This window comes from Nonomuraea sp. NPDC051941, assembly GCF_044593615.1.
Genome location: NZ_JBIUCF010000037.1, coordinates 38,998 through 63,660, shown reverse-complemented (window position 1 = coordinate 63,660; position 24,663 = coordinate 38,998). Strand labels below are relative to the sequence as shown.

21 protein-coding genes are annotated in these 24,663 nt (G+C 70.5%); 10 read left to right on the top strand and 11 right to left on the bottom strand.

The window, feature by feature from the left end:
* Positions 1 to 62: 62 nt before the first annotated feature.
* Positions 63 to 707: a GNAT family protein gene (locus ACIHFD_RS45235; protein WP_350724051.1), complete on the bottom strand. Its 645-nt coding sequence runs from the start codon at positions 705 to 707 to the stop codon at positions 63 to 65.
* A gap of 141 nt (positions 708 to 848) precedes the next feature.
* Positions 849 to 2,135 carry a pyridoxal phosphate-dependent aminotransferase gene (locus tag ACIHFD_RS45230; RefSeq protein ID WP_397372226.1) on the bottom strand — a complete coding sequence of 429 codons (1,287 nt, stop codon included), beginning with the start codon at positions 2,133 to 2,135 and terminating at the stop codon, positions 849 to 851.
* 79 nt (positions 2,136 to 2,214) lie between these two features.
* On the opposite strand from ACIHFD_RS45230, the gene ACIHFD_RS45225 reads away from it, so the two are divergent.
* Genes ACIHFD_RS45225 through ACIHFD_RS45215 form a run of 3 tightly spaced genes read left to right on the top strand, consistent with a single transcriptional unit; the run spans position 2,215 to position 4,931 of the window.
* On the top strand, positions 2,215 to 3,192 hold the full coding sequence (locus tag ACIHFD_RS45225; protein ID WP_397372177.1) for a LysR family transcriptional regulator: 978 nt from the start codon (positions 2,215 to 2,217) through the stop codon (positions 3,190 to 3,192).
* Between the two features lie 55 nt (positions 3,193 to 3,247).
* Positions 3,248 to 3,919: a ribonuclease HII gene (locus ACIHFD_RS45220; RefSeq protein WP_397372176.1), complete on the top strand. Its 672-nt coding sequence runs from the start codon at positions 3,248 to 3,250 to the stop codon at positions 3,917 to 3,919.
* Positions 3,920 to 3,947: 28 nt separating this feature from the next.
* Positions 3,948 to 4,931 (top strand): LLM class flavin-dependent oxidoreductase, encoded by a 984-nt coding sequence (locus ACIHFD_RS45215; protein ID WP_397372175.1) that lies wholly within the window; start codon positions 3,948 to 3,950, stop codon positions 4,929 to 4,931.
* Between the two features lie 58 nt (positions 4,932 to 4,989).
* On the opposite strand, the gene ACIHFD_RS45210 is transcribed toward ACIHFD_RS45215, so the two are convergent.
* The 3 genes from ACIHFD_RS45210 to ACIHFD_RS45200 all read right to left on the bottom strand — a co-directional run bounded on the left by ACIHFD_RS45210 (position 4,990) and on the right by ACIHFD_RS45200 (position 7,757).
* Complete coding sequence (locus tag ACIHFD_RS45210) at positions 4,990 to 5,376, bottom strand: SCO5389 family protein (protein WP_357746706.1); 387 nt, start codon at positions 5,374 to 5,376, stop codon at positions 4,990 to 4,992.
* 77 nt (positions 5,377 to 5,453) lie between these two features.
* Positions 5,454 to 6,383, bottom strand: coding sequence for an ATP-binding protein (locus ACIHFD_RS45205; protein ID WP_397372174.1), 930 nt, complete (start codon positions 6,381 to 6,383; stop codon positions 5,454 to 5,456).
* Between the two features lie 126 nt (positions 6,384 to 6,509).
* Entirely contained in the window at positions 6,510 to 7,757 is a 1,248-nt protein-coding gene (locus tag ACIHFD_RS45200) for an LCP family protein (protein WP_397372173.1), read from the bottom strand.
* 247 nt (positions 7,758 to 8,004) lie between these two features.
* On the opposite strand from ACIHFD_RS45200, the gene ACIHFD_RS45195 reads away from it, so the two are divergent.
* The 4 genes from ACIHFD_RS45195 (at position 8,005) to ACIHFD_RS45180 (ending at position 11,874) form a co-directional block, all read left to right on the top strand.
* Positions 8,005 to 8,733, top strand: coding sequence for a class I SAM-dependent methyltransferase (locus ACIHFD_RS45195; protein ID WP_397372172.1), 729 nt, complete (start codon positions 8,005 to 8,007; stop codon positions 8,731 to 8,733).
* Between the two features lie 78 nt (positions 8,734 to 8,811).
* Positions 8,812 to 10,269 carry an argininosuccinate synthase gene (gene argG, locus ACIHFD_RS45190; RefSeq protein WP_397372171.1) on the top strand — a complete coding sequence of 486 codons (1,458 nt, stop codon included), beginning with the start codon at positions 8,812 to 8,814 and terminating at the stop codon, positions 10,267 to 10,269.
* A gap of 62 nt (positions 10,270 to 10,331) precedes the next feature.
* Positions 10,332 to 10,859, top strand: a complete 528-nt coding sequence (locus tag ACIHFD_RS45185) for a flavoprotein (RefSeq protein ID WP_397372170.1) — start codon at positions 10,332 to 10,334, stop codon at positions 10,857 to 10,859.
* Positions 10,860 to 10,929: 70 nt separating this feature from the next.
* Positions 10,930 to 11,874 carry a serine hydrolase domain-containing protein gene (locus ACIHFD_RS45180; protein WP_397372169.1) on the top strand — a complete coding sequence of 315 codons (945 nt, stop codon included), beginning with the start codon at positions 10,930 to 10,932 and terminating at the stop codon, positions 11,872 to 11,874.
* A gap of 7 nt (positions 11,875 to 11,881) precedes the next feature.
* Here the strand turns inward: ACIHFD_RS45180 and ACIHFD_RS45175 are convergent, their stop codons facing one another.
* Positions 11,882 to 12,835, bottom strand: a complete 954-nt coding sequence (locus tag ACIHFD_RS45175) for a zinc-binding alcohol dehydrogenase family protein (RefSeq protein WP_397372168.1) — start codon at positions 12,833 to 12,835, stop codon at positions 11,882 to 11,884.
* Positions 12,836 to 12,917: 82 nt separating this feature from the next.
* Here ACIHFD_RS45175 and ACIHFD_RS45170 point away from each other — a divergent pair, with 82 nt between their 5' ends.
* Positions 12,918 to 13,502 carry a TetR/AcrR family transcriptional regulator gene (locus ACIHFD_RS45170; RefSeq protein WP_350724028.1) on the top strand — a complete coding sequence of 195 codons (585 nt, stop codon included), beginning with the start codon at positions 12,918 to 12,920 and terminating at the stop codon, positions 13,500 to 13,502.
* Here the strand turns inward: ACIHFD_RS45170 and ACIHFD_RS45165 are convergent.
* Positions 13,499 to 14,368, bottom strand: a complete 870-nt coding sequence (locus ACIHFD_RS45165) for a LysR family transcriptional regulator (RefSeq protein WP_350724027.1) — start codon at positions 14,366 to 14,368, stop codon at positions 13,499 to 13,501. The genes ACIHFD_RS45170 and ACIHFD_RS45165 overlap by 4 nt on opposite strands.
* 71 nt (positions 14,369 to 14,439) lie before the next feature.
* Here ACIHFD_RS45165 and ACIHFD_RS45160 point away from each other — a divergent pair, with 71 nt between their 5' ends.
* Entirely contained in the window at positions 14,440 to 15,318 is an 879-nt protein-coding gene (locus tag ACIHFD_RS45160) for a 4-hydroxy-tetrahydrodipicolinate synthase family protein (RefSeq protein WP_397372167.1), read from the top strand.
* Here ACIHFD_RS45160 and ACIHFD_RS45155 read toward each other — a convergent pair.
* Positions 15,280 to 16,500, bottom strand: coding sequence for an FAD-dependent oxidoreductase (locus tag ACIHFD_RS45155; RefSeq protein ID WP_397372166.1), 1,221 nt, complete (start codon positions 16,498 to 16,500; stop codon positions 15,280 to 15,282). The genes ACIHFD_RS45160 and ACIHFD_RS45155 overlap by 39 nt on opposite strands.
* A 101-nt stretch (positions 16,501 to 16,601) precedes the next feature.
* Here ACIHFD_RS45155 and ACIHFD_RS45150 point away from each other — a divergent pair, with 101 nt between their 5' ends.
* Complete coding sequence (locus tag ACIHFD_RS45150; RefSeq protein WP_364251737.1) at positions 16,602 to 17,021, top strand: MarR family transcriptional regulator; 420 nt, start codon at positions 16,602 to 16,604, stop codon at positions 17,019 to 17,021.
* 85 nt (positions 17,022 to 17,106) lie between these two features.
* Here ACIHFD_RS45150 and ACIHFD_RS45145 read toward each other — a convergent pair whose 3' ends face one another.
* Genes ACIHFD_RS45145 through ACIHFD_RS45135 form a run of 3 tightly spaced genes read right to left on the bottom strand, consistent with a single transcriptional unit; the run spans position 17,107 to position 24,643 of the window.
* Positions 17,107 to 21,999 carry a DNA repair ATPase gene (locus tag ACIHFD_RS45145; RefSeq protein ID WP_397372165.1) on the bottom strand — a complete coding sequence of 1,631 codons (4,893 nt, stop codon included), beginning with the start codon at positions 21,997 to 21,999 and terminating at the stop codon, positions 17,107 to 17,109.
* Positions 21,996 to 24,092 (bottom strand): flotillin family protein, encoded by a 2,097-nt coding sequence (locus ACIHFD_RS45140; protein ID WP_397372164.1) that lies wholly within the window; start codon positions 24,090 to 24,092, stop codon positions 21,996 to 21,998. Before ACIHFD_RS45140 ends, ACIHFD_RS45145 begins: the two co-directional genes overlap by 4 nt.
* Complete coding sequence (locus ACIHFD_RS45135) at positions 24,092 to 24,643, bottom strand: hypothetical protein (protein WP_350724016.1); 552 nt, start codon at positions 24,641 to 24,643, stop codon at positions 24,092 to 24,094. Before ACIHFD_RS45135 ends, ACIHFD_RS45140 begins: the two co-directional genes overlap by 1 nt.
* Positions 24,644 to 24,663: the final 20 nt, after the last annotated feature.

Below are 24,663 nucleotides of genomic sequence, written 5' to 3'. Positions count from 1 at the left end.
AGGCAGGAAAAAATACGGCCCCGCCCAAACTTTCTTGGGGCGGGGCCGTGGTGGACAGGTTCTCAGGCCGCCTCGACCAGTCCGAGCCGCAGGGCGAGCCGCTCGCGTACGAGCGGCCATTCGGAGCTCAGGATCGAGTAGAACGCGGTATCTCGGACCGTGTTGTCGGCGCCTCGGCTATCCGCTCGCCGCACCCCGTCGAAGTGTGCGCCGAGGGCCTCGATGGCGGCCCGGGACTTGGTGTTACGTACATCTGCCTTGAGGGTGATGCGGTGGACGTTCCATGTCTCGAAGGCGAGCGAGAGCATCAGGAACTTGCTCTCACGGTTGACACCCGTGCCCTGGGCACTGGCGGCCAGCCAGGTGTAACCGATGTCCGCCACGGACGGGATCTCGCCCACCGCACCCCGTGTACCCGGAGGCCAGGGCATGGGGCCCTGCCAGTACTCCAGGTGCATGAGACGGGTGGCACCGACCACGCGGTCGGTGTTCAGCCACCGGATGGCGAAGGGCATAGAGCGGCCCTCCGCCTGCTCAGCCATGGCGGCCTCCACATAGGAGACCATCTCGTCCCGGCTTTCCGGGACGCGAGTGAAGGCGTAAGTGCAACGGTCTTCACTCGCCGCGGCGACGAGGTCGTCGATCGCCGCGAGGCTGAGAGGTTCCAGGCGCACGGAGCGCCCGGACAAGGTGACAAGAGCGGGCATGAGCACATGATGAGGGGAAGCGGGGGCGCACGTAACCATGCAGTTAGGAAGATCTTTTGCAGCTTTCTGCAGACAGGGTGTTCCTGCAGGTCAGCGGCCCCTTTTGGGCGATAGTAAACCCGCTCTTGGGGAAAGATTCGCCTAACTGTGACATGGCGTCGGGACGAGCGCGGGACGCCGTTCACGCACCGCTTCGTGCGACACCGAGGCCAGCTCGTTCAGACCCTTCGAAAGATAGTCCAGATTGTCGGCGATCCAGGGGAGTTGGAGGGGGTTCGGGCTGTTCAGAGCGGTCAGTCGCTCTTCGGCGGTCTCGCCGTAGAGGAGGCTCACCGCGACCCGCACCCTCGCCGCCGCCGGGTCGTCGCCGAAGGCGTGTCCGGGCAGGACACCGATGCCGTGTTCCTCCAGCAGGATCTTGGTGATCTCGGCGGAGCCGCCGAGCCGGAGGTGGCTCAGATCGGGATAGAGGTAGAAGCCGCCCTGCGGGGCGGGCACGTCGGCCCCGATCTCGGTGAACCTCTCGTACACGGCCCTGGCGACCGTGCCGTGCAGCCGCCGGGCGAGCTCGATACGGGCCAGCAACTCCTGGGGCTCGTCGAAGGCGTACGCCGCCGCCTCCTGCACCGGGGCCGCGGGCGCCGACCAGATCTCGCTGGCCACCGCGAGCAGGCTCCTGTGCAGCGCGTGGCTGCCCGCGGGCAGCCTGGCCACGCCGATCCGCCAGCCGCCCAGCGCCAGGCTCTTGCTCAGCCCGGTGGTGATGATCGTGCGCTCGGGGGCGAGGTCGGCGGGGGAGGTGAACGGCAGGGCCGGGTCGTGCACGACGTCGCGGTAGATCTCGTCCGAGATGATCATCAGATCGAGCTCGCGGGCGATCTCCACCAGCCGCGCGATGGTCTCCCGACCGGCCAGGCGGCCCGTCGGGTTGTCGGGCAGCGTCACCAGCAGCGAGTTGACCGTCCTGCCCTGGGCCCTGGCCCGGAGCACCGCGCCGGCCACGAGGTCGGGGTCGGGCACCCCGCCCCCTCCTGGCGGTGCGGGCACCAGGATGGGACGGGAGCCGACCAGCTCCGCCTGGGCGGCGTAGCTGACCCAGCTGGGCATGGGCAGGACGATGTCCCCGCCGATCGCCAGGAGGAGGCCGTACAGCAGGGACTTGCTGCCAGGCCCGCAGACGACGAGCCCGGGGTCGGTGGGGAGCCCGCGTCGTGTCCAGTAGCCCGCCGCCGCCGTCCTGAGTTCGGACGCCCCCGCGACCGGCCCGTAGCCGTTGCGCTCGGCCGCGCCGGCCAGCCTGTCGCGCAGTGCCGGGTGGACGGGCAGCCCTGCCTCGCCGAAGGCCAGGTGAAGCACTCGCTCCCCGGCGTGCCGTCTTCGGTCGATGTCCTCGTTTGCCGCCAATGTGGCGGACAACGTCACCGTCATGTTTGTCACGTTCCCAGGGTGGTTTGATGAAGGCATCAGCACAAGCGAGGCTTTTCGTGGGTAGGCATAAGGAAGAGTGATGCTTGAATTGCGGCGTTTGGTCCTGATCTGCGAGTTCGCTCGTCGCGGAAGTATCGCTGCGACGGCGGCATCGCTGGGGTACAGTCCTTCGGCCGTGTCGCAGCAACTCGTCGCGCTCGAACGTGAGACCGGAACGGTCCTCATCGACAGGACCGCGCGCAGCGCCGAGCTGACCGACGCGGGGCGGCGGCTGGTGGCGCACGCGGAGCGCATCCTGTCCATGGTCGAGGAGGCGGAGTCGGACCTGTCCGCCCATGCGGGGACACCCGCGGGGCGGGTCGTGGTCACCGCCTTCCCGACGGCCGCGGTCGCGTTCGCTCCGGCGCTCGCCCGCTCGCTGCGCCGCCACACCGAGCTGACGCTCCGGCTGGGGCAGAGCAGGTCGGGCCGGGGCATGCGCGAGGTGCAGTCGGGGGAGGTGGACATCGCGCTCGTGGACGACTGGTACGGGCGGGTGCGCGACAACGAGAGCCTGCGGGTGTTCCCGCTGCTGCGCGACCCTCTGGTGCTGGTGGTGCCGCGCAAGCACCGTCTGGCCGACCCCGACGTGCCGGTGGACCTGCGGGAGTTGCGCGACGAGCCGTGGATGGCGACGCCCGACGGGGAGCCGTCCCGGCTGGCGGTGGACCGGCTCCTGGTGGACGTGGGCGGGACCCGGCCCACGCCGTGGGAGTTCGAGGGGCTGGGAACGATCCTTTCTCTGGTGGCGAAGGGGATCGGCATCGCCGCCGTGCCCGCGCTCGCGCTGGCGGCAGGGGTGCGGGGGCTGGCGGTGCGCCAGTTCCCGGGAAACCCGGTGGGGCGCGACGTGCACGCGGTCGCCCGCAACTCGAGCGTCAACCGGCCGTCGGTGTCGGTGACGCTCCGCGCGATCCACGTGGCCGCCCGCTACCTCGCCGCCGACCTGGATCCGGTACGTCCAGCGGACCGCCGCCCGCCCGGCGATCCGCTGGAAGATGACGAGGTGGCCCAGTGAACGGCTCAGTGAACGGCCCGGTGAACGGCCCGGTGAGGCGATAGCGTCTGCCGTTATGGCGCCGACGTACGACATCGAGCACCTCCTGCTCTCCCAGCCGAGCACCCGCACGGTCGCTGGCATTGACGAGGTGGGCCGTGGCGCGTGGGCGGGGCCGGTAACGGTCTGCGCCGTCGTCACCGACCTGTCCGAGCCGCCGTCCGGCCTCACGGACTCCAAGCAGGTCTCGGCGGCCAGGCGCACCCCGCTCGCCGAGGAGCTGGCCGCGTGGGCGGCCGGCATCGGCTTCGGCGAGGCCACCCACACGGAGATCGACGAGCTGGGCATGACCGAGGCCCTGCGCCGGGCCGCCAGGCGGGCGCTGGAAGCGCTGCCGGTGCGCCCGGACGCGGTGATCCTCGACGGCAAGCACGACTACATCGGCCCGCCCTGGCCGGTACGCCTGGAGGTCAAGGGCGACGCGGCCAGCATCTCGGTCGCGGCGGCGTCCGTCCTGGCCAAGGTCCGGCGCGACGCGTACATGGGGACGATCGGCTGCGAGGAGTACGGCTTCGCCGACAACGCCGGCTATCCCTCACCCCTCCACCAGGAGGCCCTGGCCCGGCTTGGCCCCACACCCCACCACCGGCTCTCGTGGTCCTACCTGGACGACCTCCCTCGATGGCGGCACCTCAAGCACCACCGGGACCCGCTCGTGGGAGAGGGCCAGGCCAGCCTGTTCGGCTGAACGGAGGCCATCGGGCATCATCGGATGGGTGCGAATCGGCGTCTTCGTCATCGCGGCGCAGTTCCCCGGCCAGGAGGCCGGGCAGGTGCTGGCCGATGCCGTCGAAGTGATCGTGGCCGCCGAGCAGGCGGGGTTCGACGACGCGTGGGTCGCCGAGCATCACTTCATGTCCTACGGCGTGTGCCCCTCCGCGACCACCCTGGCGGCGGTCGCGCTCGGCAGGACCTCGCGGATCGGGCTCGGCACGGCCGTCAGCGTGCTGTCCACGCAGCATCCCGTGGCGCTGGCCGAGCAGGCGGCCATGCTGCACCACCTGTCCGGCGGGCGGTTCACGCTTGGGGTCGGCAGGGGCGGGCCGTGGGTGGACCTGGAGGTGTTCGGGACGGGGGCCGAGCGGTTCGAGCGGGGGTTCGGGGAGTCGCTCGACCTCCTGCTCGACGGGCTCTCCGGCGGTCCCGTCGCCGGTGACGGGGAGTTCTTCCGGTTCAGGGAGGTCCGGGTGGTGCCGGGCGCGAGCCTGCGGCCGGTGGTCGCGTGCACGTCCGAGGCGACCGTGGGGGTGGCGGCGGAGCGGGGGCTGCCGATGCTGCTCGGGATGCACATCGGGGACGCCGAGAAGGCCGCCCTGGTCGAGGACTACGTCGCCCGGGGCGGGACCGCCACCGATCATGTGGCGGCGGGGGTGGCCTACGTGGCCGACTCCACGGCGGAGGCGGTGCGGGAGATCAAGGAGTCGCTGCCCCGGTGGCTGGAGCCGGGGCTGGCGGGGTACGTGCCGGTGGACGATCGCCCCCGACCCATGCGAAATATCCCGGCATATGTGGATTTGTTGGCCCGGATTCATCCGGTCGGGTCGGCCGAGCATTGTGCCGCGACGATCCTGCGTACCGCCGAGAACACCGGGATCGAGCGGTTCATCCTGCTGGTCGAGGGGCTGGGCGAGCATCGGCGGACGGTGGAGAACGTGCGGCGGTTCGGGGCGGAGGTGCTGCCGCTGCTACGGGCCCGGTGACCCGGGCAGTGCCGGATCACTGGGCCGGGTCACTGCGCCGGGTCACCGGGCCGGCCGGTCAGCAGTCGACCAGCTCCGGCTTCTGGTTGAGGATCTGGGCCCTTGGGGTGACGAACTCGTGCAGGGCCTTGGTCGCCGTCGGGTCGAAGACGGCGACCCGGTGGCAGTTCTGGAAGGCCAGCCGTACTCCGAAGTGGCGCTCCAGCGCTCCGCGCATCGCGTCGCTCGCCAGGCAGCGCAGGAGCTGGCCGCGGGCTTCCTCGGACGGCGGTGGCACCTGGTTGTCGGCGAACTCGGCTCCGGTCTGCTCGCGCTGTTCGGCCAGCCCGCTGATCAGCGACCACGCGTACGGGAGCGAGTCGCGGACGCACGCGATGAAGGCCGCGTCGTCCACGTCACCGGCTCTGGCCTGGTCGAGCAGTTCGTTCGGAACGGTCAGCGACATGCTGTCTCCTCTCGAATGGGATCAATCTGACGCTAAGTGGGGATTCGTGATCGCTCCAGATGCCTGGAGGGGGGCACTCAGGGGCCGAACACGAAATCCGGGTCTATCTGTGAGGCCAGGTCGGACCCGGTCCGGTCGTTGCCCCACGCGTGGGCATTACGCAGGTGGAAGTCCACGGTCTGGCGGCCGAAGCGCGGCCAGTCCTTCTCCTGCTCGTCGAGGGTCTTGCGGAGCACGGCCAGCGCGTCGGCGTTGACCGGCTCCAGGTCGTCGAGCGTGAAGTGGCGGCCCTGCTCCATGGCGCGGACGGCGGCGGAGTGCTCCATCCAGGTGAGCAGGTCGTCGCCCACGTGCTCGCGCAGGAAGTCGACGTCGGACGGGCCGTGGACCTTGTTGCCGACGACGGCCAGCGCGACGTCGTACGCGGCGGCGTACTCGCGGTACTGGCGGTAGACGCTCACGCCCTGCCTGGTCGGCTCCGCGACGAGGAACGTCAGGTCGAACCGGGTGAACAGCCCTGAGGCGAAGGAGTCGGCGCCTGCGGTCATGTCCACCACGACGTACTCGCCGGGGCCGTCGATGAGGTGGTTGAGCAGCAGCTCCACCGCGCCGACCTTCGAGTGGTAGCAGGCCACGCCGAGGTCGTCCTCGCTGAACGGGCCGGTCGCGAGGAGGCGCAGCCCGTCGGGGGTGGTCAGCGCGTACGGGTCGGCGGCCAGGTCCTCGAAGCTCAGCAGCCGGGAGCCGCGGCCGGGCGGGGTGGTCTTGACCATGGCGTCGGCGGAGGGGATGCGGGGGTTGTCGCCGCGCAGCCGCTCCTTGATCTCGGTCAGGTGGGCGCCGAGCGGCTCGGGCTGCCGGTCGAGGCCGAGCACCATGGCCAGGTGCTGGTTGATGTCGGCGTCCACGGCCACCACCGGCCCGCCCTGGCTCGCCACATGTCTGGCGAACAGCGCGGACATCGTCGTCTTGCCACTGCCGCCCTTTCCGACGAACGCCACTCTCACGGCCCCTCCAGGTGGATATGAAAACCGTTTCCGTTGTCATCATGCCACACTCCGTGCCGGGCGTGTGCGGGCAACGCGAAAAGGCCACGTGGACGGGTTCCCACGTGGCCTTTTCGGACGGGCGATTCAGGTGCAGGTGGCGTCGAGGTTGACCGGGGTCTCCGGGTCCGGCGTCCGCTCGGCGGCGGTGCCGGCCCTGGTCGGGCCGGCCTCCAGGGTCTCGGCGACCTTGCGGCGGATGAACGACCAGTCGGGGTACGCCGTGTTGATCAGCGGCGGCACGAAGCTGAGGCTGCGGATCTTGGCGTCCTTGACCCGCTGCGCGAGGTCGATGACGGCCGGCAGCAGGTCCTGCGGGAGGTCGGTGGAGATGGCCCGCTTAGTAGCCACGGCCAGCCGCTCGAAGCTGTTGATCACGGTCATCGGGTCGGCCTGCTTGGCGAGCGCGTTGAGCAGGCACTTCTGGCGTCCCATGCGGACGTAGTCGTCGCTGTCGGTGCGCGAGCGGCCGTACCAGAGCGCCTCCTCGCCGGACAGCCTGCGGGTGCCGGCCGGCAGCAGGCCCTCGCGGTACTTTCCGTACACGATGGGCTCCCTGATGGTGACCTTCACGCCGCCCATGGCGTCGATGATCTCCGCGAACCCCTTCATGTCCACCAGGGCGTAGTAGTCCACGTTGAGGCCGAGGATGTCGCCGATCGTCTGCTTGATCAGGGCGGGTCCGCGCTGGCGCCGCTCCACCCCCGGCACCACCTCGGGGTGCTCCTCGGCGTACTGGAAGATCTCGTTGAGCAGGCCGGGCGTGTCGGGGCCGGTGCCGGTGAAGCCGTAGGGGAACTGGTCCCTGGCCGGGCCCGCGCGAAATTCGACGCGCTGGAGGTTGCGCGGCAGGCCGAACAGGGTGGTCGCGCCGGTCTCGGTGTCCACGCTGGCCACGGTCATGCTGTCGGTACGCACGCCGGGCCGGTTCGGTGCGGCGTCGCCGCCCAGGAGCAGGAAGTTGACCCGGCTGGCGCCGTTCCACGGGTCCTGGGCCATGATGGGCGCGGTGGCGGTGGTGCTGGGGAACAGGGTGTTCACGACGTCGCGTGACAGGTACGCGAGCCTGGTGGCGTACACCGTCGGGGTCATGATGAGCGCGCAGAGCGCGAGCGTCAGCGCCGTGGTCAGGAAGCGGCCGATCCTGTCGGAGCTCGGCGGGCGTACCAGGACGAAGGACCAGACGACCACGCCGGTCCAGGCGATCGCGATCGCCACCAGCACCACGGTGAACCCGACGAGCCAGCGGGGCTGCACCGCCAGCGACAGCAGGTGAGTGCTGTACGCCGTGAACACCATGAGGATGCCGGCCAGCATCACGACATATCCGAACATGAGCGCCAAGCCCGTCTTACGGCGCTCCGCAGCCAGATGTGCCACTCCCCACAACAAGGACGATGCCAGTGTCAGGGCCATGCTCGCCCCCAGGCCGAATCCCCGCTCTTTCTCCGTCATGCCTGGTCAAACCCCCATTTGCGCGCCCATCCACGCCACCTTAGTAATGCGCTGTGCGGGAAAGACGGTAGGAAGGGACGGGTCAGGTCAATTCCATGTCAAGACCACCTTGAGATATAACGTGAGTGTGCGCAAGCGACACGGAAGCTACGGATTCGACGCTCCCTGGGCGCTGGTCGGCTTGTTGTTCGGAGCGCTCGTGCTCCTGGCCCTGGCGTCGGTCTCGTTCCTGCTCGACATCCCCCTGGCGGGCATCGCGTTCCTGCTCGGCGGGCTCTACACGCTGGCCAGCGCGGCCAGCTACCTCTATACGACGCGGCGCGGCAAGTTCGCGGTCTGGGCCGGTGAGCTCGAGCGGCTGAACGGCGACGAGCTCCTGCTCGACCTCGGCTGCGGCCGGGGCGCGGTGCTGCTGATGGCGGCCCGGCGGCTGGAACGCGGCAAGGCGACCGGCATCGACCTGTGGCAGTCGAAGGACCAGTCGGGCAACCGGGAGACCAAGACCAGGGCGAACGCCGCCGCCGAGGGCGTCGCCGACCGCGTCGAGCTGGTGACGGGCGACATGCGCGACCTGCCGTTCGGCGACGCCGCGTTCGACGCGATCGTGTCGAGCCTGGCCATCCACAACATCCCCGACGCCGAAGGGCGCGCGCAGGCCGTGCGCGAGGCGCACCGGGTGCTGCGGCCCGGCGGGTTGATGCTGATCGCCGACTTCCAGCACACGGCCGCGTACGAGGACACGCTGCGCTCGCTCGGCGTGGTGGACGTGCGGCGGCGCGACGCGGGCTGGCGGTTCTGGTACGGCGGACCGTGGTTCAGCACCGGCATCCTGGAGGTCAGGAAACCCGCGGCCTGAGCCTGCGATGCACATCGCGGCGGAAATCCGGCGAGGGGGTTTGCATGGTCATGCATAGGTGTGTATATACTTCGACTCGTGTCTAAGATGCTCACCTCTCTGCCTGTCGGTGAACGTGTCGGGATCGCCTTCTCCGGTGGCCTCGACACCTCGGTCGCGGTCGCGTGGATGCGCGAGAAGGGCGCGGTGCCGTGCACCTACACCGCCGACATCGGCCAGTACGACGAGCCTGACATCGCCTCGGTGCCCGGCCGCGCCAAGGCGTACGGCGCCGAGGTCGCCCGGCTGGTCGACTGCCGGGCTGCGCTCGTGGAGGAGGGGCTCGCGGCCCTGGCCTGCGGGGCGTTCCACATCCGCTCCGGCGGGCGCACCTACTTCAACACCACGCCTCTCGGGCGGGCCGTCACGGGCACCCTGCTCGTCCGCGCGATGCTCGACGACAACGTGCTGATCTGGGGAGACGGCTCCACCTTCAAGGGCAACGACATCGAGCGGTTCTACCGCTACGGCCTGCTCGCCAACCCCTCCCTGCGGATCTACAAGCCGTGGCTGGACGCCGACTTCGTCACCGAGCTCGGCGGCCGCAAGGAGATGTCCGAGTGGCTGCTCGCCAACGGGCTGCCCTACCGGGACAGCACGGAGAAGGCGTACTCCACCGACGCGAACATCTGGGGCGCGACCCACGAGGCCAAGGCGCTGGAGCACCTCGACGCGGGCATCGAGATCGTCGAGCCGATCATGGGCGTGCGGTTCTGGGACCCCGACGTCGAGATCGCCGCCGAGGACGTCACGATCGGCTTCGACCAGGGCCGGCCGGTGACCATCAACGGCAAGGAGTTCCCCTCCGCCGTCGACCTGGTCCTGGAGGCCAACGCCATCGGCGGCCGGCACGGCATGGGCATGTCCGACCAGATCGAGAACCGGATCATCGAGGCCAAGAGCCGGGGCATCTACGAGGCGCCGGGCATGGCGTTGCTGCACGCCGCCTACGAGCGGCTGGTCAACGCGATCCACAACGAGGACACCCTGGCCAACTACCACGCCGAGGGGCGGCGGCTGGGCCGGCTGCTGTACGAGGGCCGCTGGCTGGACCCGCAGGCGCTGATGCTGCGCGAGTCGCTGCAGCGCTGGGTCGGCACGGCGGTCACCGGCGAGGTGACCCTGCGGCTGCGGCGCGGCGAGGACTACTCCATCCTGGACACGTCCGGGCCGGCGTTCAGCTACCACCCGGACAAGCTGTCCATGGAGCGCACCGAGGACTCCGCCTTCGGGCCGGTCGACCGCATCGGCCAGCTGACCATGCGCAACCTCGACATCGCCGACACCCGCGCCAAGCTGGAGCAGTACGCCGGGCTCGGCATCGTCGGACCCCAGCACCCGATGCTGACCGACGTGCCGCAGACGGCCTCGACCGAGCTGATCGGCGAGATGCCCGAGGGCGGCGCCGAGGCGATCGCCAACCGTGGCGAGCGCGGCGAGATCCCCGGCGACGACGAGCTGCTCGACCACGCCGCGATGGAATCCGGCACCGACTGACGAGGAGACGGCCGCGGCTGCCCGGCAGCCGCGGCACCGCCGAACCCCCCGGGAGCCGACGCGTGGCCGAACCGCAGGGCGACGAGCTCTACATCATCGTGTGCGCCGCCGGGCCGGCCCCGGACGTCGGCCGGCTGGTCGCCATGGCGCAGGAGCGGGGCTGGGCCGTCCAGGTCGTCGCCACTCCGTCGGCTCTCGACTTCATCGACGTGGCCGCTCTGGAAGCCCAGACCGGCCGGCCCGTCCGCAGCCGCTATCGCAAGCCGCACGAGCCCAAACCCCCTCGACCAGGCGCGATCATCGTCGCGCCGGCCACGTACAACACGGTCAACAAGTTCGCCGGGGGCATCGCCGACACCTATGCCCTGGGCCTGCTGGCCGAGGCGCCCGGGCTCGGCATCCCCGTCGTCGTGCTGCCCTTCGTCAACAGCGCCCTGGCCGTCCGTCGGCCCTTCCTGCGCAGCATCGACGAGCTACGCGCCGAGGGCGTCCGGGTCGTGTTCGGCCTGCCACGGCAGGTCGCCACGGACGAGCCGGACGCCGGCGCCCACCGATTCCCCTGGGAACGCGCGCTGTCGGAGCTGTCTTGAGGGCTTGCGTCTGACACTGTGTGAGGCGGTATGCCAGGATGTGCCGACTTTCAGGAGGAACATCGTGGCAATGGCTGAGCGGGTCGACGAGATCCTGGGCACGGGCAAGGCGCCGAACTTCCACGGTCTCGTGGTGATGCGGGGCGGGGAGATCGTGCTGGAGCGTTACGGCGCGGGGCCGGACCACCGGCTGGGCGACTCGCTGGGGCACGTCGAGTTCGACCGGGACACGCTGCACGACCTGCGCTCCGTGTCCAAGAGCATGGTGGCGCTGCTGTACGGCATCGCGCTGGGCGAAGGGCTCGTGCCGGAGCCGGGTGCGCCCTTGGTAGCCCAGTTTCCGGAATATCAGGATCTGGTGGCGGATCCGGAGCGCGCTCATCTGACCGTCGAGCACGCGCTGACCATGACCCTCGGCCTCGAATGGGACGAGAGCGCCCCCTACACCAGCCCGGCCAACAGCGAGATCGCGATGGAGCTGGCGCCCGACCGGTACCGGTACCTGCTGGAGCGGCCCGTCGTCGAGGAGGCGGGAAAGCGCTGGCACTACTGCGGCGGAGCCAGCGCCCTGCTCGGCGGCCTGATCGCCCGCGGGGCCGGCAGGCCGCTGGAGGAGTACGCCGCGACCGCGCTCTTCCGCCCGCTCGGGATCGACGCGTTCGAGTGGTCCAAGGGATACCACGACACGGTGAGCGCCGCGGCCGGCCTTCGGCTGCGGCCGGTCGACCTGGCCGCCGTCGGGCAGCTGGTGCTCGACGGCGGCCGGGGCATCGTGCCCGCCGAGTGGCTCCAGGAGCTGGTGCGGTCGCGGGTGGTGATCGAGGACGGGTTCGAGTACGGCTACCAGTGGTACGTGAACACCAAGGACCGCCACTGGGTCGGCGGCCTCGGGAACGGCGGTCAGCACCTGCTCGTCCTGCCTGAGGAGGAGCTGATCGTGGCAGTGACGGCCGGCGACTACGACCAGAGCGGGGACAGCTCCAAGGCCGTGCTCGAAGCCGTCCTCGCCTCCTGAGGGTTCCTTACGGAATGAGCAGGATCCGGCCGGTGACCGCGCGGCTCTCCAGCAGGCGGTGGGCCTGCGCGGCCTCCTCCAGCGGCAGCGTACGGTCGATGTAGGCGACGCTGCGTCCGGAGGCGAGCCGGTCGAGCATCGCCGGATAGTGCGTCCCGAACACCTCCCCGGCCCAGCCGGGCCCGCTGCACCCGGTGAGTGTCACCCCGCGTTCCATGAGGTCGGCGGCCGTGACGGCGGCGGGCTCCCCGGCCAGCATCCCGTAGAACAGCATCCGGCCGGTGCCGGGGGTGAGGTGGTCGAGCACCCGCCTGGCCGTGGTGCCGCCGATGGACTCGAACACCACGTCCACCTCGGGCAGCTCGTCGGGCCAGTCGGCCTGGCCGTGGTCGAGCACGAGGTCGGCGCCCAGCTCGGCGGTCCGGTCCCGCTTGGCGGCCGAGCCGGCGGTGGCGATCACCCGCCCGGCCCCGAACTCCTTCGCGTGCCGCACCAGGTACGTCCCCACCGAGCTGCTGCCCGCCTCGACCAGCACGGTCTCACCGCCGGCGAGGCGTGCCTTGTGCAGCAGGGCGAGGGCCAGCGCGCCGGGCGCCCCCGCGGCCAGCGCCTGGTCCGGCCGCACGCCGTCCGGCACCGGGGCCGTCAGAGCGGCCGGGAGCACGGCGTACTCGGCGTACGAGCCGAGCCCGCCGGTGACCCCCACGACCGTGCTCCCGAGCAGCTTCGCGTCCACCCCCTCGCCGACCTCGACCACCTCGCCGGCCGCCTCCGCGCCGATCACGGCGGGCAGCGGCAGCGGGAACGGCAGCGTCCCCGCCCGGATCTGCGTCTCGGCGTAGCTGACGCCGACGGCCTGGGTGCGGATGAGGACCTGGCCCTCGCCTGGGCCGGGGCGCGGCAGGTCCGTGACTTCGAGCCGTTCGGGGCCGCCCTTTTCCGACAGGACGATCGCGCGCATGCGTGCACTCCTTTAACTGAACCGATGGTCCAGTTAATATATGGACCACTGGTCAAGTTTGTCCATGGGAAAGAATGACCGGATGGAACGTCGAGAGCGGGCCGACGCCGCGCGCAACAGGCAGGCCATCCTGCGGGCGGCCGAGGAGCTGCTGCGGCGGCACCCGCCCGAGCAGGTCTCGGTCGAGCGGGTGGCGGTCGCCGCCGGCGTGGGCAAGGGGACGGTGTTCCACCGGTTCGGGAGCCGCACGGGGCTCATGCTGGAGCTGATGAGCGAGCGGGCGCGCGAGTTCGAGCAGGCGTTCACCGAGGGGCCGCCGCCGCTGGGGCCGGGGGCGGAGCCGGTCGAGCGGCTGGTCGCGTTCTTCGCGGACGTGGCCGTGCTGGCGGCGCGCAACGGGAACCTCGTCAGCGCCATCGAGCACGCCAGGGTCACCACGAAGGCCCACGGCGAGCAGCGCAGGGAGGAGAACCCGATCTACCGGTCCTGGCACCGGCACGTGTCCCGGCTGATCGCCGAAGGGCGGTCCGACGTGGACGCCGAGCAGATCGCCCACATGCTGCTCGGCACGCTGCACATGGAGCCGATCGCGAGCCAGCTGCGGGCCGGGCAGCACGAACGGCTCGCCGCCGGCTTCGCCGACCTGGTCAGAGGGCTGCTGCGTTAGAGGGGCAGGTGGGGGATCGCCGCGTGGAAGGCGGCGACGGCCGCCCTGATCGACGGGTGCTCGCCGTTCCCCTTCCTGAACGCCGCGAGCGTGCGGCGGCTCAGCGGCAGGCGGGTGAGCGTCACCCCGGCCGGCGGGTCGATCGCCGCCAGGTGCGGTACGAGCGCGACCCCCTGCCCGGCGGCGACGAAGGCGAGCACGGTGTCGAAGTCGTCGATGTGGTGCCGTACGAGCGGCTCGAACCCCGCCGCCTGGCACGCCCGGATCGCCATGGTGTGGCAGAGGGTGCCCGGCCTGTCGGTGATCCACGCGTCGGCGCGGGCGTCGGCCACGGAGGGCCGGTCGGTCAGGTACATGGGCTCGCTGTACAGCGGCTCCGTCTCGATGGACGCGTCCGTCACGGGCGGCACGAAGTCGTACTCGTGCACGAGCGCCACGTCCAGCTCGCCCGCCCGCAGCGCGGCCGAGACGTCGGCGGGGTCGATCTCGGAGACCATCGGCACCAGCCCGGGATGCGCCCCGGTCAGCTCGACGAGCGCCGGGGGCAGGAGCACGCGGGCCGCCGTCGGGAACGCGCCGATCCGTAGCGGCCCTGAAGGCCCGCCACGCGCGGCGGCGAGCGCCGCCGACGCGCGTTCGAGCTGCTCCAGCACGGCGTGAGCGTGCTCGACCAGCAGGTGCCCGGCGGGCGTCAGCGCCACCGTACGGCCGGTGCGCTCCAGCAGCGGCACGCCCGCCTCCCGCTCCAGCGCGCTGAGCTGCTGGGAGACGGCCGAAGGCGTGAACGTCACCGCCTCCGCGACCGCGGCGATGGTGCCGCGCCGGGCGAGTTCGCGGAGGAGGTGGAGCTTGCGCGGGTCGAGCATAAGCTGAGCTTAATCTCAAACGAAGAAATCCGCGCTGGACCTAACGGGTCCGGGCAGGACAGGCTCGAACCATGCTGAGAGGACTACACGTACCGCTGGTCACCCCGTTCACCTCGTCGGGAGAGGTGGCCGTGGACGCGATCGAGAAGCTCGCGTCGGACTACCTCGACCAGGGCGCCGCCGGGCTGGTCGCGCTGGGGACGACGGGCGAGGTGGCCGCGCTCGACCCCGGTGAGCGGGAGCTGGTGATCGAGGCGTGCGCGCGGGTGTGCGCGGAGCGGCAGGCGCTGCTGACGGTGGGGGTGACGGGGAACGACACGCGTTCGACGGCCCGGGCCCTGCAGGGCCTGCCCTCGGAGGTCGGAGCCGCGCTGGTGACGGTGCCGTACTTCCTGCGGCCGGGCGAGCGCGGGGTGATCGCGCACTTCGAGGCGCTGGCGGAGGCGACCCCGGTGCCGCTGGTGATCTACCACATCCCGTACCGGACGGGTCAGGCGGTCGGCGCCGCGACCTTCCGGCACCTGGGCGCGCACCCGATGATCGCGGGTATGAAGTACGCGGCGGGCGGGATCGACCAGGATGCGGTGGACCTGCTGGGGGATCTGCCCGAGGGGTTCGAGGTGGTGGGGGGCGACGACGCGTTCATCTCGCCGCTGCTCGCGCTGGGCGCCGTCGGCGGGATCCTCGCCTCGGCGCATCTGCAGACCCGCGGCTACGTCGAGCTGGTGGACGCCTGGAACGCGGGCGACGCTGCCAGGGCGAGGGCGCTCGGGCACCGGCTGGCCAGGCTCTCGGCCGCGCTCTTCGCCGAGCCGAACCCCACCGTGATCAAGGGAGTGCTGCACGCCCAGGGCCTGATCCCGACCCCGGACGTGCGGTTGCCGCTGGTCCCGGCCGGGGAGGCGGCGGTCTCACAGGCTCGCCTGGTAGCGGTACATCCAGGCGAGTGACTCCTGGCTCGCGCTCTTCTTCAGGAAGAACGGCAGCATCAGGTCGCGGAAGACCCGGGCGACCGGGCTCGCGGCCTTGCTGTTGCTGATCGTCCTCGAGTACGCCACCACCCGCTCCGCCCTGGGCCGCCGTTCGGCCTCGAAGCGCTCGAACGCCTTCGTGTGGCTCCCGCTGTCGCGCAGGCACCTGGCCAGCACGACCGCGTCCTCGATGGCCAGCGAGGCGCCCTGGCCGGAGCTGGGTGAGGTGGCGTGCGCGGCGTCCCCGATCAGCAGGACCCGGCCGCGGTGCCAGACGGGCACGGGTGGCAGGTCGTAGATCGGCGACCCCGGCTCGACGTCGCTGCGCCGGATGAGCTCGGCGGAGAAGTTCGCGTCGTCCTCGAACGCCCTGACCAGCACCGGCTTCCAGTCCTTCGGAACGTCGCCGAGCCGCCTGGGCAGGTTCGCGAACCACCAGGTCTCGCCCGACTCGGGCACCGCGCCTATGGTCGCGCTCGCACGGGGCTCCGCTGGTGACGCAAGCTGCCGCTCTCCGCCCCAGGCTCGCCGCTCCGTGTAGCCGAAGAACGCGCGCTTGCCGAAGACCATGTTGTAGACGCCCGGCTCGCCGGGGAAGCCGGCGTCCTTGACGATCCCGCCGAAGCTGTAGAGGCCGCTGTAGCGGGCGGTGGGAGCTTGCGGGTCGAGGATCGTGCGGGTTCTCGAGTGCACGCCGTCGCACGCGATCAGCAGGTCGCCCGTCGCCTCCGTGCCGTCCGCGAACCTGGCCGTCACCTGCCTTGCGCTTTCGTCGTACGAGACCAGGCGCTTGCCGTACGTGACCTCGATGCCGCGCCGGGCGGCCTCGTCACGCATGGTCCGGTAAAGGTCGGAGCGCAGGACGGTGTGGCTCACCGTGCCGTCGTCGAGCCGCAGCCCGTTGGCCACCTCGCCCAGCCGCTTGCCCGATCCGCTCCACATGACCATGCGTGGAGTGGGGATGGCCTGGGACAATACCTTGTGGTGCGCGCCGAGCACGCGGAGCGCGGCCAGGCCGTTTGAGGCGACGTTCAGGAACGAGCCCACGTCCTCCGCGCCCTGCCCGTACGCCTCGAAGATCTCGGCGTCCACACCCACTTCGCGCAGGGCCATCGCCGTGACGGGTCCGGCGATGCCGCAGCCTATGATCAGAGCCTTCATAGTGATAACCTTTCGTTCGGTCGAACGAAATATATGCGGAGGCTTTACCTGTGTCCAGAGATATTTCGGAGCGGCGAAAGAATTTGCTGGAGGCTCTCGGCATGGCGGGGCGGGACAACAGCAACGCCGCCGTGATGTACCACACCGCCATGGGCGAGCGGCTGGGGCTCGGCATGACCGAGGAGAAGACGCTCGACCTGCTGCAGCGCATGGGGCCGCTGACGGCGGGGGAGATCGGCCAGCACGCGGGGCTGGCGCCGGCCACCGTCAGCGGGCTGATCGACAGGCTGGAGTCGAAGTGGCTGGTGCGGCGGGTGCGCGACACGCGGGACCGGCGGCGGGTCATCGTGGAGATCAACTACGAGCGGCTGGCCGGGTTCAGCGAGCTGTTCGAGCCGTTCGTGGCGGCGTTGGGGGAGCTGTACGCGCGGTACACGGATGACGAGCTGGAGCTGATCCTCGACTACGTCACCCGCGCCACGGCCCTCCAACGCGCGGCCACCCGCGACCTGACGACATAGCCCCGCAGCCTCCAGCGCGGTGTGCGGCGGCCGGTGGGTGGGATCACGGGCCGCCGCACCAGGGCGAGCGAGCCGGGTTGGTGGCCTAGTGGTCGGCTTCGCGAACGGTCGTGTCCACCTCGCCCACGCGGTCGGCTTCGCGGATGGCGGTGCCGACCTCGCTCACGCGGTCGGCCAGCAGGCCGAGGGCGCCCACAGCCCGGGCCATCGGGTCGTCGTCGGCGCCGCCCAGGGCCTTGGCCTTGAGGTAGGCGGTCTTGATCTCCGCCCAGCGTCCGGCCTGAGCCGGGGTGAGGCGGCCGCGCAGTTCGGCCAGCTTGAGCAGGTTGGCCTCGGCGTCCGTGGTCAGGGTCTGGGCCTCTCCCAGGTAGTGGTCGTCGATCACCGCCTCCAGCTCGGCGTCGTTCATGGCGGGGACGATGCGCTCGGCCAGCTTGTTCATGTTGCGATACGAGCCCTGCAGCCGGTACGGGGGCTCGGTGCGGGCCGCGTCGGACTGGGCGGCCGAGGCGATGTAGGCCTGGTTGTTGGCCAGCACGACCTCCTGGACGCGTACGAGCTTGGCCAGCACGCTGAGGATCTGATCCAGCTCCGGCTTGCTGTACGGGTGACGGAGCTGGTCGGGCTGGACGGTCGTGTCGCCCCTGGCGAGCCGTACGAGGAGCTCGACGTCCGCGCGGTCGCGGCCGGAGAGCGACGCGAGCACCGGGTTGGAGGTCAGCGCGTTATCCACATAGCTCAGCGCGAACAGGTCGTCCTTGCCCGACAGGACGTCGCCCAGGTTCCAGACGTCGGCGCGGTTGGCCAGCATGTCGGGGATGCGGAAACGCTGCCCGGACTCGGTGTACGGGTTGCCCGCCATGCACACCGCGAACCGCTTGCCACGCAGGTCGTACGTGCGGGTGCGGCCGTTCCACACGCCCTCGATGCGCCGCTGGGCGTCACAGAGCGAGATGAACTTCTGCAGCAGCTCCGGCGAGGTGTGCTGGATGTCGTCGAGGTAGAGCAGCGTGTTGTTGCCCGTCTCCAGCGCGAACGAGATCTTCTCCACCTCCTGCCTGGCCGTCGCGTCGGGCGCGTCCGCCGCGTCCAGCGAGGTCACCTCGTGGCCCAGGGCAGGGCCGTTCACCTTGACGAACACCAGGCCCAGGCGGCTGGCCACGTACTCCATCAGGGTCGTCTTGCCGTAGCCGGGCGGTGAGATGAGCAGGAGGAGGCCCATCTGGTCGGTACGCTTGCCCGCGCCCGCCGCGCCGAGCTGCTTGGCCAGGTTGTCGCCGATCAGCGGCAGGTACACCTCGTCGAGCAGGCGGTTGCGCACGAAGGCGCTCATGACCTTGGGCTTGTACTCGTCCAGGCGCAGGCGGTGGCGCTCGGCCTCGACCAGCTCGCTCCTGCGCCGCTGGTAGGCCCGGTACGCCGGGACGCGCTCCTGGCGGAAGCGGCGTGTCCTGGTGAGGAGCTCGTCCAGCCGGATGTCGAGTTTGCGGTCCTTGATGCGGGGGTGGGCGCCCAAGAGGCCTTCCACGGTCTCGTGGACGGCGGCGCTGGAGTCGTGGCGGGGGACGTCGCACAGCTGCACCGCGATGGCCTCCGCCACCTCGGGGCCCTGGTGGTAGGCGGCCATCCAGGCGTGGGCCAGTTGCAGGCGCTCGGGGAGCGGGACGCTCTTGAGCTCGTCCTCGAACTCCCGGAGCTTGGCCGGGCCCAGGGTCTGGCGGAAGCCGTCGAGGAGGTCGCGCGCCGCCTTGCCGGTCACGAACCCGAACGGGCTGCTGCCCAGCTCCTCGACGAGATACTCCCCCGCAAGCCCGGCCCTCGTGACGGTAGGGTCGGGCACCGGCGGGCGGAGGCCGCCGACGAAGTCCGCGATCAACGTCTCCAGCTCGACCGCCAGCGAGTCCAGGGCAGGGGTGGGGCCGAAGACGGCGCGGGCGCGGACGAGCGACACGGCGCGCGTGGTGAATGTTTTACGTGAAACCTCGTCCAACCCGAAGGCCCAGAACAGCTGCGCCGCCGCCCGCACCTCGGCCGGATACCGCAGCAACCCCGCCCCCGACCGCAGCCGTACCAGCACGTCCAAGATGGCAGCGGCGTCGTGGTCGTGGACCCCGCGCTCGTACCCCTCGTCATAGCGCGACTCCACCGCCTGGCGGACCGCGTCCTCAAGAACGGCCCCGGGGGAGAGGGAGTCCAGGAGCGAGGCGGCCAGGTGCTCGCCCCGGTACACCTCAGGCGTCTCCGACACCAGCAGTTGGTCCCAGAAGGGCCGGGTGTCGGCGAAGGAGGCGGGCACGGGCGAGCGGTAGTCGGTCCCGGTGATCGCGAAGTGCATGGACACGCGCTCATGCTCACGGCCGCTTCCGGGCTCGTTTGACCCGCTCCCGTGCGGCACCAGCGTCAGGTCGATGGGCTGGGTGTTGACGGCGAAGCGGTGGCGGCCGAGCCGGAGCGTCTCCCCGCCGTCGGAGAAGAGGTCGAGGCGATCCCGGAGGGCCCGGCCCGCCTCCTGCTGGGCGGACTTGACGCGCCCGTCCAGCTCCTCGGCCCGTACTGCGTCCCCGAGCGAGCGCAGCTCGACGGCGGCCGAGCGGACCTTGGCCACCATCGGGTCGGTGGCGAAGTACGTGTTGACATCGTCCAGGGAGGCGAGCGCGCCGAGGCGGCGGGTGATGCTGCCCAGGATGCGTTCGGCGGAGGCGAAGACGCGGTCGGCGCGCCGGGCGAGGTCGTCGAGCTGGGTCTGCTTGCGGGCCGAGAACGCCTCGTAGACGTCCTCCCGCTTGGCCGACAGCTGCGCCGCGAAGTCGTCGAACTCGCCGAAGCGCGACTCCAGGGTCTCCAGCTGCAGCATCAGCCGCCCGAGCTGTTCGTCGCACTTGGCCGGGGTGTCCGCCATCGCCAGCGCGCCCGTGATGGCCTGGCCGAGCAGGGCGAACTCGGCAGCGAACGCGGCCCGCCCCTCCGTCCCGAGCAGCTCGCGCCGGCGCCCGTCCAGGATGGCGCGCGCCCGGTTCACCCCGCCGAGGACCTCGGCGATCCGGCCCAGGATGGAGGTGCGTACGGTCGCGTCGGCGATGTCCAGCGAGCCGACGACCTCCGTCACCACCTCCAGCCCCTCCGCCTGCGCGGCCAGCCGGTCCGCCACGGGGGCGGCCTCCGCGACCGTGCCGATCGCGGCCGCCCCGGCGGCGAGCTCCTCGACGGCCGCGTGGTAGGCGGTGAACGCGTCCGCACCCTGTAGGAACTCGACCGCCCGCCTGCCGACGGACGCCAGCTCCTCCGTCACGGAGGAGGACAGCGCGTCCAGGCCGGCCAGGTCGATGTAGCGGGTCTCGCGCAACGTCACCAGGCGACCCTGGGCCCGCCGCAGCGTGGCCAGCGTGTCGACCCAGGCGTCCGCGGTGACCGGACTGTCCGCCCGCGCCTCGCGTACCAGGTGGGTGGTTTCCTCGGAGGCGGCGGTGAGCGCCTCGGCGGCCTGGCGGGTGAGCTGCTCGACGTTCTCGTACTCGTCCAGCACCTGCTCGGCCGTGGCCCGCACGTCGGCGAGCGGCCCGCTCAGGCCGTGCTCCTCGAGCCAGTGATAGGAGTCGAACGTCCGCGTGCAGGCCGCGATCAGCCCTTCGAACGTCCCCGCGGACGCCGCCATCTCCTCGACCATCCGCGACACGGACAGGCAGTCGGAGATTCCGCGCACCAGCTCCGCGTTGCCGATGCGCTCCAGGGGCCCCGTCCCGGCTGGCTGGGCGGCGGCGTACGTGTCGGAGACGTACGGCGTCTGCCAGACCTGCATCGGGTGCACCCGGGTGGGCTCGTCGGAGATCGCGCGGAAGACCACCATCGTGCCGTCGTCGAACAGCGAGTAGCCGTGACAGACGATGGGGTTGGCGACCTCCTTCCTGATCACGTTGTACGGCAGCAGCAGCGAGCGCCCGTCACCCCTGGCGTGGAAGACGTACAGGACGTCCTCGCCGTTGGGCGAGCGGACCACCCGCTCGAACTCCAGGTCCGTCACGTCCGTGTCGAACGTCTTGCTGGCCCCGGTCGCCAGGTAGTAGCCGCCGGGGAAGATCAGCCCCTGGTCCTCGGGCAGGCGCTGGCACGCCTGGCCGAGGCCGTCGAGCCTGATGACCGCCTTGGTGCGGGTGTTGAAGACCAGGTGGCGCCACTCGGTCTCCTTGTACGGCCTGATCCGCATGAGGACGAGCGGCCCGACCCTGGCGTACTCGACGTCGGCGTCCGCCAGGCTCTGCAGCGGTTCGGCGACCGGCTCGGCGTAGATGCCGGCGCCGGTCTCCGTGTTGTTCTCGATCTTGATGGTCAGGTCGCCGCCGACCGTCTCGACGAACACCTCTCCCTCGATCGAGATGTGCGGGTGCCGTCCGAGCACGTGGTCGTCGCGCGTGGTCGGCGTCCACTCGAAGTCGTGGGACGGGGGGAAGGTGTGATCCCGCTCCCCCCGGTTGTCCACATATTTCGGGACTCCGCCGTTGTCGACCGTCCACCGCAGCACCCGCAGGTCCGCCGGCCCCGTCTGGAACACCGCCAGCAGCTTGCCCTCGACCCGCCGCAGCTGCTGCAGCCTGGTCTCCTTGTAGTACCGGTACAGCTCGGCGAAGTCCTTCTTGAACGCCGGATCGTCCAGCGTCTCCAGCTTGTCGGCGTCGAACCTGAACGCGTCACCGTCCCTGGAGAACCGGTGCACCGCGAACACGTCCGCCACCGCCGTCTCCGGCTTGAGCCCGATGAAGACGTTGTAGCCGAAGAGCATCACGTCGCCCAGGGAGACGATGTCCCTGGGGACGCAGTTGTTCTCCGTGCGGATCCGCTCGGTGCCCAGCAGGCGCAGCTCCGCGCCGCCGAACACCTTCAGCCGCGCCCCGTTGAGCGCCTCGGCCGCCGCCGTCAGGGTCTTGGCCTGGGCCTGGAGCCTGTTCCTGAGGACCTCGTAAGTCCCCGCCTCCAGCTCGGTCACCGAGCGGCCCCGGCGAGCGCCGCCACGGGGGAGTCGGCCACGCCGAGCCTGCGGGCCGTCTCCAGCAGCTCGCCGAGCGCCGTCGCCTGCGGGCCACCGTCCTGGATGAGCCGCAGGAGGAGGGCGGAGACGGTCAGGTTCTTGATGTCCTCGGTACGCACGCCGCCGATCACGTTCGCCAGGTCGGTCGCCAGGCTGGCCGAGCCGTTCACGTACGGCGAGACCAGCGCGCCCGCGACCTCCGAGTGGTCCACGAACCCGTCGACCACCTTGCCCGCGGTGATGGAGCCGACCACCTTGTCGAAGAACATCGTGTCGCCGCCGACGATGTCGATGTTCGCCTTGGCGAGACCGGCGGCCAGCACGCTGGCCTGCGACTCCGCCACCTGCCGCGACACGTCGATGTGCTTGAGCCTGATCTCCTTGTCGGCCTCCAGGCGCAGGCGGTACTCCTCGTGCGCCCTGCTGGCCTCGTCCAGCGCCGCCATCGCGGCCGCCTTCTGCGTGAGACCCTCGGCCTCGGCCTTGAGCTTCTCGCCCACCGCGGCCGCCCCGGCCAGCGCCATCGCCTGCTCACCCTCGGCCTGCGCCTTGAGCCGGTCGCCCTCGACCAGCGCCATGGACTTGGCGCCCTCGGCCTCGGCGGCCAGCCGCTCCTTCAGCACCAGCGCCTCCGCGCGGCCGACCTTCTCGATGGCCTCGGCGTCGCGCTCCTTGACCTGCACCTCCGCCAGCCCGGCCGCGGCCGACTCGGCCTGGATGCCCTCGGCCAGCCGGATCTTGGCCCTGGTCTCCAGCTCGGCCGCCTGCTGCCTGGCCTCGGCGAGCACCAGCTCCTCGCGCGCCTTGAACTTGGACGCGGCCTCCGCGGCCTCGGCCGCCTTGATGTCCTTGACCAGGTTCTCCTGGGCCTCGGCCTCGGCGGCGATGATCACGGTCTGGCGGGTGCGCTCGGCCTCCTCGACCACGCGCAGCCGCTTGATGCTCTCCTCCTGCTCGGCCACGGTCTTGTCGACCGCGATGCGCTCGCGGATGACCTCGGCGATGGTCCGCTTCTCGGTCTCGACCTCTTTGTCCTTGGCGATGCGCGACAGCTCGGTCTCGCGCTCGCGGGCGATGACCTCCAGCACGCGGTCCTTCTCGATCCGCTCGGACTCGATCGCGATCACGCGCTCGCGGTTCTTCTCGGCGACCGCGATCTCACGCGCGCGGTTCTCGTTCTGCACGCCGAGCTGCTCGTCGGCCTTGATGTTCGCGCTCTGGGCGCGCAGCCGCTCCTCGGCCTGCACGCGGGCGATCTCCGCCTCCTCGCGGGCCTTGACGGTCTCGATCTCCCGCCGCTGCTTGAGCTCGGCGTCGGCCTGGCGGCGCTGCAGCTCCAGGATGGCCTCGCGGGCGTCGACGTTCTGGCGGGTGATCTCCTTCTCCTCGTTGCGCTGGAACTCGTTCGTGCGCACGTGTTCGATCGCCGTCAGCTCGGTGATCTTGCGGATGCCCTGCGCGTCGAGGATGTTGCTCTTGTCGAGCTGCATGAGCGAGGTCTGCTCGAGGTAGTCGATGGCGGCGTCCTCGAGGCTGTAGCCGTTCAGGTCCGTGCCGATGAGCCGGACGATCTGGTCCCTGAACTCGTCGCGCTTGGTGTAGAGGTCCACGAAGTCGAGCTGCTTGCCGGCCGTCTTGAGCGCCTCGGAGAACTTCGCGCTGAACAGCTCCTGCAGCGTCGACTCGTCACTGGCGCGCACGGTGCCGATGGCCTGGGCGACCTTGATGACGTCCTCGGCGGTCTTGTTCACGCGGACGAAGAACGTGATCTTGATGTCGGCCCTGATGTTGTCCTGGCAGATGAGCCCTTCGCGGCCGGTCCGCTCGATCTCGATGGTCTTGACCGAGATGTCCATGGTCTCGGCCTTGTGGACGACCGGTAAGACGACGGCGCCGGTGAACGTCACGTCCACTTTGTTGACCTTGGAGATGATCAGTGCCTTGCCCTGATCCACCTTGCGGAAAAGGCGGCCGATGACGACGAGCAGGCCAATCACGATGACCAGGATGACGGCGAGAAATACGCCGAAGCCGGTGGAGATGACGTCCATCAGTGCTCACTTTCGTAGGGCATGACCCAGAAGAATTCGCCGTCTTTGTCGTATTCGAAGATGAGTGCGTCGTCGCCGCGGGCGAGGCGGTCCTCGCCGGTCGTGCGTACCTGCACGATCGCGGACGAGCCGTCGGCGGCCGTGACCTCGGCCTGGCCGAAGTCAGGGGTGGCCGCGCCGGTGCGGATCACGCACATCTGGCCGACGAAATCACCACGCGAATGCCGGTCCCCGGCAGGGAACAGCCTGCGTAGCGGACCCAGCAGGCCACGGATGGCCAGCCAGGCCCCGACCGGTGCGGCGAAGGGGACGGCGATCAGCAGGCCGCCACTCGCCACCACGCTGCCTATCAGGCAGAGCAACCAGGCCAGGGCAATCAACAGCGAAAGCACGATCCCGGCCGGGACTCCCCCGAGGCCCAGCCAGGTGGCGTCATCTTCCAGTTCGAACAGCCCGGTGATCACGGTCAGCCAATAGCCGATGACCACCACGAGAAGGAAAGTGAAAATGACAGTCGGAAAGCTCAGTACGGTGTCTAAGAACTCGATCATCCCGCCCCGTGTGCCCATCC